We start from the raw sequence: 17,739 nt of genomic DNA, 5'->3' as shown, positions 1-17,739 counted from the left end.
CCGCAACCGACCGGACCTCACGGAGCAGCAGTCATGACATCGACCGCCAGAAGGCCGAGCAGGGTGGCGAAACTGCCCCCGCGCGAGCGCATCCTCGACGCGGCCGAGGAGCTCTTCCAGAGCGAGGGAATCCTGCGGGTGGGCGTCCAGGCGATCGCCGAGAAGGCCGAGACCACCAAGATGGCGATCTATCGACACTTCGAGACCAAGGACGCCCTGGTCGCGGAGTGGCTGCGCATCGTCGCCGCCGACTATCAGGCGGCGTTCGACCGGGTCGAGACCGAGCACCCCGGCCGGCCCAGGGAACAGATCCTGGGCGTGGCCCGGTTCATCGCCGAAGGCCTTCCGGCGCTTTCGCACCGGGGGTGCCCCTTCATCAACTCCCTCGCGGAACTGCCCGACCGCGCCCATCCGGCACGCCAGGTGATTGAGCAGCACAAGGCGCGCCAGACCCGTCGTCTCGTCGGCCTGTGCACCGAGGCCGGCCTCGACGACCCCGAACAGGTCGCGGCGGAGATCACCTTCGTGCTCGAAGGCGCGCAGGTCAGTACGCAGAACGGGAGCATCGACCGGGTGGGAGACCGCCTGATGACGATCGTCGCGGCCATCGTGGATCGGAGCCACTCGCCCGCGGGCGCACCTCGCAGGACCGGCGGCTGACCGCCAGTCCCGGCCTCGATCGTTCCGCGACCACCGCCCGCCGAAGACCCCCTCCCGGAGAGGGCGCGTCCTACGCTGCCGGAGCCCCCGGCGGTGTCGTGCCCTCGCCCGCCGTGGCGAGGCGCGCCGACAGTGGGGCGGCGATGTCCTCCAGGGACTTGCCCTCGGCGTCGATCGCGAGGAAGGCGGCCACCACTCCGGCCGCCGTCATCAGGGCCGCTCCGATGCTGAAGGCGAGCACGGCGTCCCCCACCACGCCGCTGGAGGTCAGTGCCGAGAAGACCAGCGGCCCGGAGATGCCGCCCGCCGCCGTCCCGATGGCGTAGAAGAGGGCGATCGCCATGGCCCGCGTCTCCATCGGGAAGATCTCGCTCACCGTGAGGTAGGCGGAACTGGCGCCCGCCGACGCGAAGAACAGCACCACGCACCAACAGGCCGTCATGGTGGTCGAGTTGAGCCATCCCTGGGCGAAGAGCCAGGCGGTGACGAAGAGCAGCAGACCCGAGAGCACATACGTCCCGGCGATCATCTTCCGTCGGCCCACGGTGTCGAAGAGCTTCCCGAGCAGCAGCGGGCCCAGGAAGTTGCCGAAGGCGATGACGGCGAAGAAGTACCCCGTGGTGCCGCTGGAGACGTCGAAGAACTTGACCAGGATCGAGCTGAACCCGAAGGTGATCGCGTTGTAGAGGAACGCCTGCCCGATGAACAGGGAGAAGCCGAGCACCGCCCGCTTGGGGTAGGACTTGAACAGCGTCCTGGCGATCTCCACGAAGCCCACGCTCGTGCGCTGCTCGATGGTGATGGAGCTGCCCGGCTCGGGGAGGCGTTTGCCGGTCTCCTCCTCCACCGTGTGTTCCACGTCGTCGAGCAGCTTCTCCGCGCCCTCCTCCTTGCCGTGGATGAACATCCAGCGCGGGCTCTCCGGCACGTGCCGCCGCACCAGCAGGATCACCAGGCCGAGCACCACGCCGAGCGCGAAGGTGAGGCGCCAGCCGATGTCCTTCGGCAGCAGGTCGGTGTTGAGCGCGAGCACCGAGAGCAGCGCCCCGCCCATCGCGCCCAGCCAGTAGCTGCCGTTGATGATGAGGTCCACCCGGCCCCGGTACTTGCTCGGGATCAGCTCGTCGATGGCCGAGTTGATGGCCGCGTACTCGCCCCCGATGCCGAAGCCGGTGAGGAAGCGGAACAGGAAGAACCACCACGCGCTGAAGGACAGCGCGGTCATCGCGGTCGCGGCGAGGTAGATCGCGAGTGTGACCAGGAACAGCTTCTTGCGCCCGAAGCGGTCGGTCAGCCAGCCGAAGAACAGCGCGCCCGCGCAGGCGCCGGCCACATACAGCGCGGCGCCCAGGCCGGTGACCTGGGCGTCGCTGATGGCGAGCCCGCTGCCGGGCTCCGAGAGCCGGCTCGCGATGTTGCCGACGACGGTGACCTCAAGACCGTCCAGGATCCACACGGTGCCGAGGCCGATCACGATCATCCAGTGCCAACGCGACCAGGGCAGCCGGTCCAGTCTGGCCGGCACGGAGGTGGTGATCGTTCGCGGCCCCGGCCCGGGGCCCTGCACCGCATTGCTCATGAACTGCCTCCTGCCGCCGGGAGCCGAAACCGCACCTGCCGGACGCGTGTACCCGGCGTGCACCGGACATACTCCCCGCAAGACCCCGCGCCCGGCCGCACCCGGCGGACGCGGCGCGCCCCCTCTGCGGGCCGTTCTCAGACGGAGGCCGCGGGATCGATCCCGGAGGTCAACTCCAGTGCGGCGAAGTCGTGTTCGGCCCAGATCCGGCGCGAGGCCTCCTGCGGGTACGGCACGGTGTGCGGCTCGGCGGTGAACACCCGGGTCAGCCGTTCGCCGGTGCGGAAGGGCGCCCAGCCCGGATCGCCGTGCGCCGCGAACGCGTGCCACGCCCGGCCCATCGCCTCCGAGACGGCCCACGCCTCGGCGGGCGGTTCCTCCCCGAGCGCCAGGGTGGCGATGCCGCCGATCAGGTTGCCGAACACCAGTGGCACATCCAGACCGTGGCAGGCACCGAGCGCCCCACCGAACGCGGGCGCCGCCCACGCCAGTTCGTAGAGGTACGAGGTGCCGCCGCCCGCCGTGTGCGCCTCGGCCAGCCGCAGGCTCGGCATCCGGAACAGCCAGTCCGACATCACCAGGTCCTGGAGCGTGGTCGGATCCGCGTCCGGGTGGGCCGCCCGGTAGGCCGCCGCGCCCCCGCGCCGGGGCGCGAACCGTGACAGTGCGGTGTCGGCCTCCTCCTCGGTGACCCTCCCGGAGCGGCCCGACATGACCGTGAACAGCTTCGCCTCGTCCCGGTTGTGACCCGCGATCAGCTCCACCTCCCTGCCCCGGCCGGTCCGCAGCGCCTCCCAGGGGGAGAGGGGCAACACCTCGCCGTCGACCACCGGCGAGAACGGCAGATGGGCGTGGGCGATCTGCCCCCAGCGCGCCCCGCGCCCGGTGATGCCGCCGAGCACGGCGTCCGCCGCGTCGCGCAGCGCCTTGGGCGCGACCGGGGCCAGCGCCGCCAGGGTCGGGGGCAGCCCGAGCTCCGCGGCCACACTCGCGCCGACGTCCGCGGCGAGCGCCGGGCCGAAGACCGAGCCGGGCACGCTCTGGGCCACCGCCCGGCGGAACAGGCCCGTGGCCCTCGGCATCGCGAGCAGCGCGGCGATCGCGCCGGCCCCCGCCGATTCACCGAAGACGGTCACCCGGTCCGGGTCGCCGCCGAACGCCGTGATGTTGTCCCGCACCCACTCCAGGGCGGCGACCTGGTCGAGCAGCGCCCGGTTGGGCACCGCGCCCTCGAAATGGCCGTACCCCTCCGCGCCGACCCGGTGGTTGAACGTGACGACGACCGCGCCCCGGCGGGCCAGCGCCGCGCCGTCGTACGTGGGCCCCTCGGCCGAGCCGACCAGGTAGGCGCCGCCGTAGATCCACACCATGACCGGCAGCCGGGCCGTCGCGGCCGGGTCCGGGGACCAGACGTTCACCGTCAGCCACTCGTCCGAGTCGCCGGTGTTCTCGGGCCCGGAGCCGAACCCGAGCCCGAGGGACTGCGGGGGAGTGGGCCCGAACGAGACCGCCTCGCGGACGCCGTCCCACGGCAGGGCGGGGACGGGCGGGGCCAGGTGCAGGGCGCCTACCGGCGGCTGGGCGAACGGTATGCCGCGGAAGACGGCCGTGCCGTCCACCGTACGGCCGCGGACGGAACCGGCGATGGTGCGGATCTCGGGTGCGCGGGTGGGCTCGGGCATGCGATGTCCCTTCTCGGCGGCGGGACTCCACGATACGGAGCCGGGAAGGGGGAGGGTGAGGCGGCACCTGACCTGACACATCGTCAACTCGCCTGCCGTGTTGTGCGGTTCACCCGATGGCGGGCGGGGATGTTCTTCCGCCCGCCGGGCGGTCCGGCTACGGGGTTTCGCGCAGGTACAGCGCGCCGCAGGTGTGGCAGAAGGGGTGGGCCGTCTCCGTCCCCCAGGCGTCGTCCGGCTGTTCGTCCGCACCCGGGTCCAACTCGCGTCCACACATCGACAGTTGCTCGTCGCCGCGGACCATGTGCCATTCCTTGAGGGTGTCGCCGTCGGGGAGTCTCTCGGCAACGATGCGATGGCGCACTGGTGGCTCCTCTTCCGTCTCGGGCCGCGCCCGGCCGCCCGGCCGCGGACGCCGGGTGGGCCCCGGCGTTTCGACACTGTCACCGGAACCACGCCGACGCATGTGGAACACCTGCCGGAGGTGACACCGCACCCGACCGGGGCCGGAGGGCCCGGGGTGGCCCGAGGGCGCCGCCGTCCATCGCGCCGGCCGGTCGTGGGTACCGGGACCGGCTCGTCCGTTCGATGCAGTCGCCGCGGGGCAAGGTCGTGCCGGGGGAGGATTTGCCCGGCTCGGCCCCCTTGCGAGAGTTGGCTCGGATCGTCGACCTCACCAGCGTGGCCGACCGAAAGGAAGACTCCATGTGGTCACCCCGCGCGGACCGCCGTCGCGCACGCGTCACCGCGACCACCGCGGGACTGGCGATGGCCCTGATGGCGGCCGTCGTCCCCGCCCGGGCCGCGCCGGTGCCCTCGCCCGCGGCCGTCGCGGTCTCCGGCCGGACGGCCACCGCCCCGGCCGGGGGCCTGGACCGCGAGGCACTGTCCGCCTCGCTCGGCGCGGTCCACCGGGCGGGCATGTACGGCGCCATGGCGGAGGTCCGGGACGGCGGGCAGGAGTGGCGGGGCGCCACCGGCGTCGCCGACGTGGCCACCGGGCAGCCGATGCGGCCCCGGTTCCAGCACCGTGTGGGCAGTGCGACCAAGGCGTTCACCGCGGTGGCCGTGCTCCAGCAGGTCGCCAGGGGGCGCATCGGCCTGGACGCCCCGATCGGGCGCTATCTGCCGGAGACCGTGCCCGGCGAGCGGGGGCGGTCGATCACGGTACGGATGCTGCTCGACCACACCAGCGGCATCGGCGACTACGTGGAGGGCGCGTTTCCCTCGCTGGCGCGGAACTCGGCCGCGAGCCTGGAAGACAACCGCTTCCGCCACCGGGAGCCCGGCGAACTGGTCCGCCTCGGCCTCGAAGCGGCGCCCACCGGCAGGCCCGGCCAGAAGTGGTCGTACTCCAACACCAACTACATCATCGCCGGGATGCTGCTCCAGACGATCACGGGTGAGGACGCCGAGGCCCTCATCACCCGCGACGTCATCCGCAGGGCCGGGCTGCGCGACACCTACTTCCCGCGCTCACCCCGCCTGGCCGGGCCGCACCCGAAGATGTACGAGGCGTACTACGGGCTCATCGACCCGCCACGCGACTTCAGTGTGTACGACATGTCGTGGGCCGGGACGGCGGCTGCGCTCGTCTCCACGACCAGCGACCTCAACGACTTCTACCGCGAACTGCTGCGCGGCCGGCTGCTGCCCGCCGCGCAACTCCGAGAGATGCAGACCACGGTGCCGGTTCTCGACGAGGACGGCAACACCTCGATGTACTACGGCCTCGGGGTCTACGCCCTGGACCTGCCGTGCGGGCGGATCTGGGGTCACGACGGGGCGGTGTTCGGGGCCGGTACGGCCGTCCTGGCCACCGCGGACGGCAGACGCCAGGTGTCCCTGGGGCAGAACCTGATGAAGTATCAGAAGATCAGTGCAGAGGGCAGGTTGGAGCCCCATCGGATCGACGACGCGCTCGGCGCCTTCTACCTCCGGGCGCTGTGCGGAACGGGCGCGGCGCAACGCCGGGACAAGCCGCTCGGGCCCTTGGCGCCGCTGCCGCGCACCCCGGACCTGGCCCCGGTCCTGGCTCGGCGCCCCTGACCCGGAGGTGAGCGACCGCCTCCGGAGACGCAACCAACCACAAGCGCACCGGAGTCGTCGGTGGCCTGTTTCGAACGGGCCGTGTTCCCAAGGGCCGCCGCCGTCCGCATGCTCGGGCGGGAACGGGGGGCGGCGCGAGAAGGGACGGGTGCACGATGACGGACGACCGGCTGACCGGGGCGGGAGCGACCGGTGGGGTGGGAGTGGCGGACACCGCCGCGGCACCGGGGATGTCCCCGTTCGACGCGACCTACGACCAGCCCGATCCCAGGGCCTACTTCCAGGCCCTGGGGCCCCTCGGATACCGCACGCCCGGCCACGCCCAACGGATCTTCCGGCGACTGCGGACCGTACTGTCACCCGGCCCTTCGGAGCCCCTCACCGTGCTCGACCTGTGCTGCTCGTACGGGATCAACGCGGCCCTGCTGAACCACGAGGTGACCCTGGACGAGCTGTGCCGGCGCTACACCTCGCGCGAGGCCGCCGCCATGACCGGTGACCAACTGGCCGCCTGGGACCGGGAGTTCTTCGCGTCGCGCCGCCGTCGCGACCATGTCCGGGTCATCGGGCTGGACAGGGCGCCGCGTGCCGTCGCCTACGGCCGGGCCGTCGGGCTACTCGCTGAGGGCTTCGCCGAGGATCTGGAGGAGGCGCCGCCGAGCCCGGAACTGCGCGAGGCGGTGCGGGACGTCCGTCTGGTCACCGTCACGGGCGGCGCCAGCTTCCTGTCGCGGCGCACCTTCAGGCCGCTGCTGTGTGCGGCCCGTGGACCGGTCTGGGTCGCCGCGTTCGTGCTGCGCACCGCCTCGTACGAGGACATCGCGGACTGCCTCGCCGCGTTCGGCCTCGCCACCGAGCGGAGCGGCACGACCTTCACCCAGCGCCGCTTCACCGACGACGCCGAACGGCGCTACGCCGTCGACACGGTGACCGCGGCCGGGCTCGACCCCGCGGGCAAGGAGGGCGAGGGCTCCTTCCACACGGTGCTGCACCTGTCGCGCCCCACCAGCGACGTCGTGATGACGCCGCTGGAGACCCTGGTGCCGTAGCACGCCGGACACACCGCTGCCGCCCACGGATCGCGGGCGGCAGCGGCGGATCGGGTCAGCTACGGGCGGCCGGGGTGTTCGCCGCGGTCACGTTGACGGCGGCCCAGGACTTGTCCACCGTCTTGTACTCGGTGCTGCTCGCGCCGTACAGGTCGGCGGCCGCGCTCAGCGTGGCGGTGCGGGCGTCGTGGAAGTCGGTCGTGGAGACCATGTATCGGGTGAGCGCCCGGTAGAAGATCTGCGTGGCCTTGTCCCGGCCGATACCGGTCACGGTGGAGCCGTCGTAGGTCGGCGAGTCGTAGGCGACCGAGTTGATGGTCTTCTTTCCGCTGCCCTCGGCCAGCAGGTAGTAGGCGTGCGAGGAGACGCCGGAGCCGGCGTGGACCTCGGTGTCGTACGACGCCTTCGACCAGTAGTCGACCGTGCCTTCGAGCTTGTCGAGGGACGGCTTGTCGAGGCGGCGCAGGAACTTCTGCTGGAGGCCGAGCTTCTCGCCCATCAGGTAGTTGGGCGGGTTGTTCGGGTTGTTGGTCGCGAACTCGACGTTGCTGCCGAAGATGTCGGCGAGCGACTCGTTGAGCGAGCCGGGCTCGCCGAACTGGTTGTCGTTCGCGTCGACCCGGGTCGGCTGGAGGTTCGCCGTCGCGTCCACGACGCCGTGGGTGAGCTCGTGGCCGGTGACGTCCAGGACGACGAGGGGCTGCGCGAACGTCTGCCCGTCACCGTCGCCGTAGAGCATGCAGCCGCAGTCCGAGGACCAGAACGCGTTGCCGACCTTGTTGCCGAAGTGCACCAGGGCGTGCGCGCCCGCGCCGTCGTTCTTGATCCCGTTGCGGCCGAAGGTCTTCTTGTAGAAGTCCAGGGTGCTGGTGATCCCGTACTGCGCGTCGACGGCCGCGGTGGCGCGGTCGCTCGCCTTTCCGGTGCCCCAGCGGTCGGTGGTGCTGGTGAACGCCTTGCCGCCGGAGAACTGCTCCAGCTCCTTGTTGCCGGCGTCGCGGGTCTCGGTCTGGCCGCGGCTCGGGTCCTTGAGCGTGAACGCGCTCTTCGCCGTCTGGGTGGTGATCAGCGGGACGCTGCCGACGAAGAGGGACTGGCCGGTGCCGTTGGCCTGCGCGGGGAAGCCGGTCGCCTTGGCGGAGGCGAGCGGGGCGGGCGTGGCCGTGGCGAGGGAGGGGTTGAGCTTCTGGCCGCTCTTGCGGAGCTTCTCCTGGACGCGGGGCGACAGGAAGGAGTCGGCGACCGGGGTGTTGCTGAGGATCGCGCCGCTGGCCGCGTCGACGACCACGGTGCGGGCGCCGGACTCGGCGGTGGCGCTGTCCGTCACCTGGATCTGGTAGGCGAGGGCCGAGTGTCCTGCGCGGGCGTCCACCACCAGCTGGGCGGTGCCCGCGGTGCCCTTGGCGGTGGCGGCGGCCTTCGCCCGGGCCTGTCCGGCCGTCAGCTTGGCACTGGTGGTGGCGACCTTCACCTGCTGGCGCAGCGCGCGGGTCACGCCGGTGTAGGCGGATCTCCTGTCGAGGTGGATGACCAGGTCGCCGCCGAGAACCGGAAGCCCCTGGTGCGAGCGGACGAAGCGGACGTGCTGCTTGCCGTCCGGGTCGACCAGGACGTCGGTGGCCTGAAGTGTGTCGTCCTTGCCGACGCCGGTGGCGGCGGCGTGGGTGACGGCGGCGGTGCGGGCCGCGTCGATCACCGGCTGGAAACCGGCGCTCGCGACGGGGGCGGTGGTCCCCGGGGCGGCGGGAGCTGCGAGGGCCGTGGCCCCGCCTCCCGCGGTGATGGTGACGGCCGTGGTGACGGCCAGGGCTATCGCCAGGCTGCGTATGTGGGGTGTACGCACGGTGGGGGGTCCTTAGAGGTGCGGGGGCGGTCGGCTCAACAACCACCCGTACGCACGGTGCTGTTGTGCACCGCGGGGACCATGTGGTCCCGGCCGGAACCCTGCTATGTCTGGCATGAGCATGTAAAGAGGGATGATCGACTTTCCGTGCTCCCGGAACCCAGATTTAACAATTCCTGGTGATCCAGGTGGCCAAAAGGTGTCCAACTTCCCGTTCACCGGCCCAGATGCGGGATCGGGCGGATCGGTTGCCTCGCCCGCGCACATTCGTTCCCTTCTCCGACGACGTTTCGGCAGCTTGCCGAACGAACCCGTCTCGTACGTCTGTTGCCGACCGGAACCGGACGAAGTTCGTCCTTTTCCGGCGTACGTTCCACCCGTCACGGAACAGTGGGGCCCGTGTCAACGGACGACGAAACGGCCGACGGATTCGCAGCCGAGCTGCGCCGTCTGCGAGGCCTGCGCAAGGTGTCCCTCACCGGTCTTGCCCGCTCGATCCACTACAGCAAGGGGTATCTCAGCAAGATCGAGAACGGCGGCAAGCCCCCCACGCTCGATGTCGCACGCCGCTGCGACGACGTACTGGAAGCCGGCGGAGCGCTCCTGCGCCTGGTGGCGAGTCCGCCGGCCGTGCCCGCCGCCCGCGCCGCGCACGGCGGCCCCGCCGAAACCGCCCGGTGCCCCTACCGGGGACTCGCCGCCTACGGCCCGCAGGACGCCGAGTGGTTCTACGGCCGGGAGAGCGCCACGGCCGAACTGACCGGCCGGCTCGCCGAACGGATGGGCCGAGGACCACTCGCCGTGGTCGCCCCCTCGGGCGCCGGAAAGTCCTCGCTCCTCCAGGCCGGGCTGCTGCCCGCACTGCGCCGGGGCGCCCTTCCGGCACCCGGATCCGACCGCTGGCCGGTCGTGGTGTGCACCCCAACCGCCCATCCGCTCAAGGAACTTCTGCGCTGCGCCGCCGATGTGCTCGGCGCGGCGGGCGCCGAGCTCACCCCCGAGGCGCTGGCGGAGCGGCCCGCCGCCCTCCTCGACGCCTCGGCGGCGCGCGGGGGCCGGCCCGGACTGGTGCTTCTGGTCGACCAGTTCGAGGAGGCGTTCACCCTCTGCGAGGACGACCGCGAGCGCCGCGCCTTCGTCGCCGTGCTGCACGCCCTGGCCACCGCGCGGGCCGGCGACGACGGCAGCCCGCAGGCCGCCGTCGTGGTCGGCCTGCGCGCCGATTTCTGCGGCCGCTGTCTGGACCATCCCCACCTCGTGGAGGTCTTCACACACGGCCTGTTCGCCCTCGGCCCGATGTCCGGCACCCAACTGCGCCAGGCCATCACCGGGCCCGCCGAACGGGCCGGGCTCAGCCTCGAACCCGGCCTGGTGGAACTTCTGCTGAGAGACCTCGGCATCGACACGGCCACCTCGGCCGGCTCCCTCCCGCTGCTCGCCCACGCGCTCCTCGTCACCTGGCAGCAGCGCACCAGCCGCACCCTGACCGTGGCCGGTTACGAGACGACGGGAGGCATCCACGGCGCCGTCGCCCGCACCGCCGAGTCCGTGTACGCCCGGCTGGACCCGGCCGAGCAGCTGACGTCCCGTCAACTCCTGGTGCGGCTCGTTCATGTGGCGGACGACAGTGCCCAGACCCGCAAGCCCGTCGAACGCGAGCTGCTGCTGCGGCAGTTGAGCGACCCCTCCGCCGGAGGCCGCGCGCTGGACGCCTTCGTGCGGGCCCGCCTCGTCACCGCGGGCAGTGAGACGGTCGAGATCACCCATGAGGCACTCCTGCACGCCTGGCCGCGGCTGCGCGGCTGGATCGACGCCGACCGTGCGGGACTCGTCATGCGTCAGGAGCTCTTCGACGCCGCGACCCAGTGGGTACGGGCGGGCCGTGATCCGAGCCTGCTCTACCGCGGAAGCCGCCTCGCGGCCGTGCGCGACCGGTCCCGTCACGCCCCGGACAGAAGCCATCTCGGTCCCGAGACACGGGACTTCATCGCGGCGTGCGAGGCCGAGGAAGGGCGCGGATTGCGCGTCGCGCGGCGCCAGGCCCGCATCCGACGCGCCTTGCTCGTGACCCTCGGGGGCCTCCTCGCGGTCGCCGTGACCGCCGGATCCCTCGCCTTCCAGCAGAGCCGCCGCGCCCTGGACCAGAGCCACACCGCTCAGTCCCAGGCCCTCGCGGTGCGCTCGGGCGCGCTCGCCGCCGGGCAGCCGGAGGCCTCCATGCTGCTCGCCTCCGACGCCTACCGCACCGACCGCACTCCGCAGGCGCGCGGCGCCCTGCTGAGCACCCAGGCCCAGTCCTTCGACGGGCGATTGCGCGGCCACTCGGGCCCCGTCAACTCCGTAGCGTTCAGTCCCGACGGCAAGACCCTCGCATCGGCGAGCTCGGACGCCACCGTCAAGCTCTGGGACACCGCGACCCACCGGGTCACCGCCACCCTGACCGGCCACACCGGAGCGGTCACCTCCCTCGCCTACTCCGCCGACGGCACGCGGCTCGCGACCGCGGGCGAGGACGGCACCGTACGGCTCTGGAGCACGGCCACACACCGCACGACGGCCAGCCTGACGGGTCATCAAGGAACCGTCCGCGCGGTGGCGTTCAGCCCCGACGGCCGCACCTTGGTGTCCGGCGGCGTCGATCGCACCGTGCGTCTGTGGGACGTACCGGCCGGCACCTCGCGCGCGGTCCTGGCCGGGCACGGCGACGCGGTGATGTCGGTCGCCTTCGGGCCCGACGGGCAGAAGGTGGCCTCCGCCTCCGCCGACCGCACCGTACGGGTCTGGGATGTGACGGGCAGTCAGTCACCGACGGTGCTCACCGGGCACAGCGACCAGGTACTCGGGGTGGCCTTCAGCCCCGACGGCCACACCCTGGCGTCCGGCTCCGCCGATCGCACCGTGCGGCTGTGGAACCTGCCCGACGGAACGGCCGGCGGCGTCCTGACCGGGCACAGCGACGACGTCAACGCCGTCGCCTTCACCCGTGCCGGGGACACCGTCCTCAGCGCGGGAGGCGACGGCACCGTCAAACTCTGGGACGCCGTCAACCACCGCCTCGTCACCACCCTGTCCGGCCACACCGACTACGCCTTGGCGGTCGCCGCCGGACCCGGCGAACGCCTGGCGACCGGCGGCTTCGACCAGTCGGTGGTGCTGTGGGACCCGGGCCGCTCTGCACTCACCGCCCGGCCGTTCACCGAAGCCTGGCAGTCGGCCTTCTCGCCCGACGGAAGCCTGCTCGCCTCCGCCCAGGCGGACCGCACGGTACGGGTGTGGTCCGTCGCCGACCACCGGCTGCGCACCACCCTGACCGGCCACGACGGCTCGGTCTTCGCGGTGGCCTTCTCCCCGGACGGCCGCCTCATCGCCTCCGCCGGAGCCGACCGCACGGTCCGGCTCTGGGACGCGGCCACCGGGCACCCGGAGGCGACGCTCACCGGCCACACCGGATCCGTGTTCTCGCTGGCCTTCTCACCCGACGGGCACCTGCTCGCCTCCGCGAGCGCCGACCGCACCGCCATCCTCTGGACGGTCGGCACGCGGCGCCCGTACGCCACGCTCCACGGCCACGAGGACTTCGTCAACGCGGTCGCCTTCAGCCCCGACGGGCACACCCTGGCCACCGCCAGCGACGACCTGACGGTGCGTCTGTGGGACGCGCGCGACCCCGGCGGCGGGCCGCGCTCCGTCCTGCGCGGGCACACCGGTTCGGTACGCTCCGTCGCCTTCGCCCCCGACGGACACACCCTCGCGAGCGGCGCCAACGACGGGACCGTACGCCTGTGGGACCCGGCCACGCACCGCCGGACCGGCATCCTCGCGGGGCACAGCGGCTCGGTGCGCGCGGTCGCCTTCAGCCCCGACGGCGCGACCCTCGCGAGCAGCGGCAGCGACCAGACCGTACGCCTGTGGAACCCGGCCGGCGCCGAACAGCTCGCCGCGCTGAGCGGACACACCGGGGCCGTCTGGGGCGTCGCCTTCGACCCCGGGCTCCCCGGAACGCTGGCGAGCAGCAGCAACGACGGGACCGTACGGCTGTGGAACACCGACGTGCCCCGTCAACAGAGCGACGTCTGCCGCCTCCTGGGCGACACGGGCCGCGACCGGTGGGCACGCCTGCTGCCCGACCTGCCCTACCGACCGTTGTGCCCGACGCCCGACTGACCTGCGAAGTCCCGGTGTTTCCCGGGGTGTTTCCCGTTTCCCGACGGCACAGGAGACGCCGGGGTCCTCGACATCGGCCCCCGCCACGGCACAGTCTCGAACACACCGCGACAGATGATCCCGCCCCGCACCGGAGCGGCTCGCGGCCGACCGGGGCGACCCGGCGACACGTACGACGAAACGGGGAACACACACATGCACCACACCCTTGCCGGAATGCGACGGACCTTCGTCGCCGCGGGCATCGTGGCGGCCTTCGCCATCGTGCCCACCGCCCAACTCTCCGCCGCCGCACCCCACTCGACGGGCATCGCCGGCCGCTCCGCGGCGGCCGCCGGCGGCTGCGACGTACTCGCCCCCGGCGCCTCGGCCACCGCCGAGGCGGCCGTCCGCGCCGCCTGTTCGCAGCTCGGCATCTGGTACACGTGGGGCGGCGGCCACGGCCCGCAACCCGGCGCGACCTACGGGCAGGTGGACCCCACCGACCCGGCCAGCAACCACGACCCGGAACGGCTCGGCTTCGACTGCTCCGGCCTGGTCCGGTACGCCTATGCCCAGGCGACCGGGCAGGACATCCTGGCCGGCACCGCCAACAGCCAGTACCACTCCTCCCGGGTCACCGCCCGCTTCGCCGCGTCCCAGGGCACCGGGCCGCTGCTGCCCGGCGACCTGATGGCGTGGGGCGGCGCCAACTCCATCCATCACATCGCCGTCTACCTCGGCGCGGGCAAGATGGTCGAGGCCCGCCAGTCCGGCACCCATGTGATGGTCAGCGACGTGCGTCTCGGCGGCGACTACAACGGTGCCGTGCGCATCGGCGCGAGCCCGGGCCAGAACGGCAACTTCTCCACCTGGGGCACCGATGTGTGGACGCACGCCGAACCGTCCACGACCAGCGCCCGGGTCAACAAGTTCGCGGGACCGACCCGAGTGAAGGTCGGCTGCCAGAAGCACGCCCAGCTCGTCGAGGCCGACGGCTACCGCAACGACGCCTGGTCGTACCTGCCGGACTACAAGGCCTGGATCACCAACATCTACATCCAGGGACCGGCCTGGCTCGACGGCGTTCCGACCTGCGCCTGACCGCGGCCGGTCGCCGGACGTTCCGCACCGGCCGGGCCTGTTCCGACCGGTCCCCGGCCTGGACACATCGTCCGCCACCACATGGCCTCAGGCACCACGTTCCCGGACGTTACGGGTACGCCCCATGGGGCCGGGAGCCACACAATGCATCACAGCCATGTCGGGTCATCCAGCACGCGCCGAGCCGCCCCGCACGACGCACGGAGCATGACGCACCAGACAGCACCCACCACCCGTCGCCCGCCACACACCACCCATCGCCCACCGCTCTTCGCCCACCACCCATCACTCGTCAGGAGTTCTTTGTGAACGCTCGCAAGAAGATCGCCCTGTTCCTCTCCGCCACCGCGCTGACCGCCGGCCTCACCGCGACCGGGCTGCCCGCCGCGGTCGCCGCGCCCGCCAAGGCGGCGGCGCCCGCCGCCGAGTGCGGGGTGCGCTCGGACGGCCGGCTGTACTGCGGCAACGCGGTGGGCGCGAAGGGCTACGCCGACCGTTCCTACCGCTCGGCGACCCGCGGCGAGCTCACCACCGGGTTCAACTGGTTCGCCTGCTGGGGCCACGGCGACCCGCACCAGGGCGGCAACGACATCTGGTACTGGACGCAGCTCGACAACGGCGCCTGGGGCAACGTCCCCGCCGTCAGCGTGCGCACCGGCCAGGACCCGGCGCCGGGTCTGCGCGAGTGCTGATTCCGGCACCGCACTGAAGCACCGGGCCGCCCGTCGATCCCCCGACGGGCGGCCCGGCCACATGTGTGGGCGGGACACCTCACACAGGGCCCCGGCCACATGTGTGGGCGGACACCTCACACAGGGGGCGCGTATGTGGCGAGACTGCGGGGGAGGCGGGCCTGGGGGAAGCTGGGAGGGACGGTGTCGGCCCGCCCGCACAGCGGGCGTCTGCGCGGGAGGTGCCCATGGATCCGGTGGCGGCCCTGAGGCGGATCGCCTTTCTGCTCGAACGCGGCCAGGGCGCCACCTATCGCGTCCAGGCCTTCCGTACCGCGGCCGCGGCGATCAAGGAGATGCCGCCGGACGAGCTCGCGGCACGCGCGGCGGTGGGGGGAAGCCTCGAATCGATCAAGGGGATCGGCCCGAAGACCGCCCAAGTGGTGCGCGAGGCGCTGGCCGACGAGGTGCCGGGCTATCTCCAGCGCCTGGAGTCGGAGCTGGAGGCGGCGGCGCCGCTCGCGGTGGGCGGCGAGACGCTGCGCGCGGCACTGCGCGGCGACTGCCATCTGCACTCCGACTGGTCGGACGGCGGCAGCACCATCGACGACATGGGCCGCACGGCCGCCGAACTCGGCCATGAATGGGCCGTGCTCACCGACCATTCGCCCCGGCTGACCGTGGCGGGCGGGCTGAGCGCCGAGCGGCTGCGCAGCCAGCTGGAGGTGGTGGCCGAACTCAACGAGCGCTGGGCGCCGTTCCGGCTCCTCACCGGCATCGAATGCGACATCCTCGACGACGGCTCCCTCGATCAGGAGGACGAGCTGCTCGACCAGCTCGACGTCGTGGTCGTCTCCGTACACTCCAAGCTGCGGATGGATGCCGCCGCCATGACCCGGCGACTGGTCGCGGCCGTGAGCAACCCGCTGGCGGACGTCCTGGGCCACTGCACGGGGCGCCTGGTCACCGGTCGTGGCCGGCCGGAGTCGGAGTTCGACGCGGACGCCGTCTTCGCGGCGTGTGCCGCGGCCGGTACGGCCTTGGAGATCAACAGCCGTCCGGAGCGGCTCGACCCACCGCGCCGCCTCCTGAACCGGGCCGTCGAGGCGGGCCTCCTGTTCGCCGTCGACACCGACGCGCACGCCCCCGGGCAGCTCGACTGGCAGATCTACGGCTGCGCCCGTGCCGAGGAATGCGGCGTCCCACCGGAACGAGTCATCACGACCTGGCCGATGGATGCCCTGCTGGCCTGGACCCGCACGCGCGAGGTCCCGGCGGGGGCGGAGGCGCCGGGCCGATGAGGGCCACCGGGCGGCCGGTCGCTCCCGGCAAGCACAGCGCGCCCGCACGAGCCGGGACCTCAACCCCTATCGGGTGAGGCCCCGGCCGACGTGGCTCGGCGCGCTATCGGGTGGGGCCCCGGTTGCGGGGGCTCAGCGCCCACTGGGTGAGACCCCGGCTCGCGCGTCCTCAGTGCGTACCGGGCGAGGCCGCGGCTTGCGTGGTCTCACCGGCGTACCGGGTGAGACCCCGGCTCGCGCGTCCTCAGTGCGTACCGGGTCAGGCGCGGTCGGTGCCGGCGTCGCGCATCGCCTGCTCGGTCCGCTCCTGCTGTTCCTGTGCCCGACGGCTCGCGTCGGACTCGTCGGAGCGTCCGGAGATCCGCTCCCTCGTCTCCGTCGTCTTCGCCCTGGCCTGCTCGGCGGCCTGCTGCGCCTTGTCCCGGAACTTTTCGGCCTTGCCCATCGGGATTCACTCCTGCGTGTGGGGGGATGGGGGATCGAACCACTTCACGGTGACACGCGCCCCCACCCACCGCGCGTCGAGCCGCAACGCAGCGTGACCCATCCGAGAAGGTGGGCTCCGTTAGCAGTGGGTCCTGCTGAAACCACGGATTCCATGGTGCGTTGGCAGTGGGCCGACCGGCTGATCTTCAGCCATCGTGTGGCCCGCCGGGACGGACCGTTGGACTGAGGTCCGGTGCAGCAAGCCGGAGAACTTTCCCCGCTCCCCGGCGGGTGTCGCCGAGCTCATCAGTCTCCTCATGCTCGGCGACACCCAGCGTTTGCGCTGGTCAGGCCTGGGAGCGGGTCGCGGTGATCACGACGGACGTGTAGGGCATGGTGGCGTGGCCGCCGAGCTTGTCGATCGCGGTCCCGGCGCTGTCCAGGACCTCCGCCATTGTGTCCGCGGGGAGTTGGGTGAGGCCGCCGAAAGTGGGGAGCTGATCGAGCCACTCCTCTCGGGAGCAGGTGCGCTCCCAGGCGAAGCGCCACTGTTCCGGCTCGCTGAAGCTGCCGGTCTGCCGGATCCCGTTGGAGATCTTCGCGAACAGCGGCTGGTAGGCGTCCAAGGCCGAGCCCCTGAGCGGGCCGGGGTTGAACGGAGAATCGGGAGCGACTCGTTGGAGTGCTTCGGCGAGGGCGTCGATCACCTCGGCCGGGAGCTGGGGGACGTGGTGGAAGGGGGCGAGTCGGCCGCCGGGCCTGAGCACCTGGGCCGCCTTGGCCGCGCCGGCGACGGGGTCCACCCAGTGCCAGGCGGTTCCGGCGACGACCGCGTCGAACTGCCGCCCGGCCGGCTGCCAGTCCTCGAACCTGGCGACCTCGACCTCGATACGGCCGCGTTGCGCGAAGGCGGCCATCCGCTCGTCGGGCTCGACAGCGAGCACCGTGCAGCCGGCCGCCTGGAACTGCCGGGCCTCGATGCCGGTCCCGGCTCCGACGTCGAGGATGTGCCGGCCGGGGCTTGCCGCGACGATCCTGTCCACCAGGGCCTGGGGATACGGCGGTCGGGCGCGGTCGTAGCGTTCGGCGTCCACTCCGAACGACTCGGCTGTCTGCCGGTGTCGGTGGGGCTCGGGGCCGGACGTGTCCGGCTGTCCCTGCAATAAAGTGGGCATGCGCCCACACTAATGGGCGGTTGCCCACTTGTTGAGGCGGGCGGTGCGGAAAGGGAG

13 protein-coding genes are annotated in these 17,739 nt (G+C 72.3%); 7 read left to right on the top strand and 6 right to left on the bottom strand.

Annotated elements, in window-relative coordinates; translation table 11 throughout:
• Nucleotides 1–33 precede the first annotated feature (33 nt).
• A complete protein-coding gene (locus ACFYNP_RS13610) occupies nt 34–660 on the top strand; it encodes a TetR/AcrR family transcriptional regulator (protein WP_388412727.1) in 627 nt (208 codons plus the stop codon).
• A 70-nt stretch (nt 661–730) separates the two neighbouring features.
• Here the strand turns inward: ACFYNP_RS13610 and ACFYNP_RS13605 are convergent, their stop codons facing one another.
• The 3 genes from ACFYNP_RS13605 to ACFYNP_RS13595 all read right to left on the bottom strand — a co-directional run bounded on the left by ACFYNP_RS13605 (nt 731) and on the right by ACFYNP_RS13595 (nt 4,285).
• Nucleotides 731–2,239: an MFS transporter gene (locus ACFYNP_RS13605; protein WP_388785377.1), complete on the bottom strand. Its 1,509-nt coding sequence runs from the start codon at nt 2,237–2,239 to the stop codon at nt 731–733.
• A gap of 137 nt (nt 2,240–2,376) precedes the next feature.
• Nucleotides 2,377–3,921: a carboxylesterase/lipase family protein gene (locus ACFYNP_RS13600; RefSeq protein ID WP_388785375.1), complete on the bottom strand. Its 1,545-nt coding sequence runs from the start codon at nt 3,919–3,921 to the stop codon at nt 2,377–2,379.
• Between the two features lie 157 nt (nt 3,922–4,078).
• Nucleotides 4,079–4,285 (bottom strand): hypothetical protein, encoded by a 207-nt coding sequence (locus ACFYNP_RS13595; protein WP_388412723.1) that lies wholly within the window; start codon nt 4,283–4,285, stop codon nt 4,079–4,081.
• 341 nt (nt 4,286–4,626) lie between these two features.
• Between ACFYNP_RS13595 and ACFYNP_RS13590 the strand changes: the two genes are divergently transcribed.
• Both ACFYNP_RS13590 and ACFYNP_RS13585 read left to right on the top strand, forming a co-directional pair.
• The gene (locus ACFYNP_RS13590; protein ID WP_388785374.1) at nt 4,627–5,970 is read left to right on the top strand and encodes a serine hydrolase domain-containing protein; all 1,344 of its coding nucleotides are present in this window, start codon (nt 4,627–4,629) and stop codon (nt 5,968–5,970) included.
• Between the two features lie 155 nt (nt 5,971–6,125).
• The gene (locus ACFYNP_RS13585) at nt 6,126–7,019 is read left to right on the top strand and encodes a hypothetical protein (RefSeq protein ID WP_388785373.1); all 894 of its coding nucleotides are present in this window, start codon (nt 6,126–6,128) and stop codon (nt 7,017–7,019) included.
• A 55-nt stretch (nt 7,020–7,074) separates the two neighbouring features.
• On the opposite strand, the gene ACFYNP_RS13580 is transcribed toward ACFYNP_RS13585, so the two are convergent.
• A complete protein-coding gene (locus tag ACFYNP_RS13580; protein WP_388785371.1) occupies nt 7,075–8,862 on the bottom strand; it encodes a M4 family metallopeptidase in 1,788 nt (595 codons plus the stop codon).
• 399 nt (nt 8,863–9,261) lie between these two features.
• On the opposite strand from ACFYNP_RS13580, the gene ACFYNP_RS13575 reads away from it, so the two are divergent.
• The 4 genes from ACFYNP_RS13575 (at nt 9,262) to ACFYNP_RS13560 (ending at nt 16,081) form a co-directional block, all read left to right on the top strand.
• Nucleotides 9,262–13,026 (top strand): helix-turn-helix domain-containing protein, encoded by a 3,765-nt coding sequence (locus tag ACFYNP_RS13575; protein ID WP_388785369.1) that lies wholly within the window; start codon nt 9,262–9,264, stop codon nt 13,024–13,026.
• A 216-nt stretch (nt 13,027–13,242) separates the two neighbouring features.
• Entirely contained in the window at nt 13,243–14,109 is an 867-nt protein-coding gene (locus ACFYNP_RS13570; RefSeq protein ID WP_388785368.1) for a C40 family peptidase, read from the top strand.
• A gap of 305 nt (nt 14,110–14,414) precedes the next feature.
• The gene (locus tag ACFYNP_RS13565) at nt 14,415–14,801 is read left to right on the top strand and encodes a hypothetical protein (RefSeq protein ID WP_388412712.1); all 387 of its coding nucleotides are present in this window, start codon (nt 14,415–14,417) and stop codon (nt 14,799–14,801) included.
• A 227-nt stretch (nt 14,802–15,028) separates the two neighbouring features.
• Nucleotides 15,029–16,081: a PHP domain-containing protein gene (locus ACFYNP_RS13560; protein WP_388412710.1), complete on the top strand. Its 1,053-nt coding sequence runs from the start codon at nt 15,029–15,031 to the stop codon at nt 16,079–16,081.
• A 259-nt stretch (nt 16,082–16,340) separates the two neighbouring features.
• Here the strand turns inward: ACFYNP_RS13560 and ACFYNP_RS13555 are convergent, their stop codons facing one another.
• Both ACFYNP_RS13555 and ACFYNP_RS13550 read right to left on the bottom strand, forming a co-directional pair.
• On the bottom strand, nt 16,341–16,526 hold the full coding sequence (locus ACFYNP_RS13555) for a hypothetical protein (protein ID WP_388412708.1): 186 nt from the start codon (nt 16,524–16,526) through the stop codon (nt 16,341–16,343).
• Between the two features lie 328 nt (nt 16,527–16,854).
• Complete coding sequence (locus ACFYNP_RS13550) at nt 16,855–17,682, bottom strand: class I SAM-dependent methyltransferase (RefSeq protein ID WP_388785367.1); 828 nt, start codon at nt 17,680–17,682, stop codon at nt 16,855–16,857.
• Between the last annotated feature and the right edge of the window lie 57 nt (nt 17,683–17,739).

Source organism: Streptomyces sp. NPDC006691 (assembly GCF_042869955.1).
Taxonomy (GTDB): domain Bacteria; phylum Actinomycetota; class Actinomycetes; order Streptomycetales; family Streptomycetaceae; genus Streptomyces.
The sequence above is the reverse complement of the archived record's forward strand: the minus strand, read 5'-3'. Positions and strand labels throughout refer to the sequence as shown.

Bases quoted from the DNA above. Each gene is read 5' to 3' on its own strand.
- ACFYNP_RS13610 (WP_388412727.1), top strand. From the start codon at position 34: ATGACATCGACCGCCAGAAGGCCGAGCAGGGTGGCGAAACTGCCCCCG.
- ACFYNP_RS13605 (WP_388785377.1), bottom strand. From the start codon at position 2,239: ATGAGCAATGCGGTGCAGGGCCCCGGGCCGGGGCCGCGAACGATCACC.
- ACFYNP_RS13600 (WP_388785375.1), bottom strand. From the start codon at position 3,921: ATGCCCGAGCCCACCCGCGCACCCGAGATCCGCACCATCGCCGGTTCC.
- ACFYNP_RS13590 (WP_388785374.1), top strand. From the start codon at position 4,627: ATGTGGTCACCCCGCGCGGACCGCCGTCGCGCACGCGTCACCGCGACC.
- ACFYNP_RS13585 (WP_388785373.1), top strand. From the start codon at position 6,126: ATGACGGACGACCGGCTGACCGGGGCGGGAGCGACCGGTGGGGTGGGA.
- ACFYNP_RS13570 (WP_388785368.1), top strand. From the start codon at position 13,243: ATGCGACGGACCTTCGTCGCCGCGGGCATCGTGGCGGCCTTCGCCATC.
- ACFYNP_RS13560 (WP_388412710.1), top strand. From the start codon at position 15,029: ATGGATCCGGTGGCGGCCCTGAGGCGGATCGCCTTTCTGCTCGAACGC.
- ACFYNP_RS13555 (WP_388412708.1), bottom strand. From the start codon at position 16,526: ATGGGCAAGGCCGAAAAGTTCCGGGACAAGGCGCAGCAGGCCGCCGAG.
- ACFYNP_RS13550 (WP_388785367.1), bottom strand. From the start codon at position 17,682: ATGCCCACTTTATTGCAGGGACAGCCGGACACGTCCGGCCCCGAGCCC.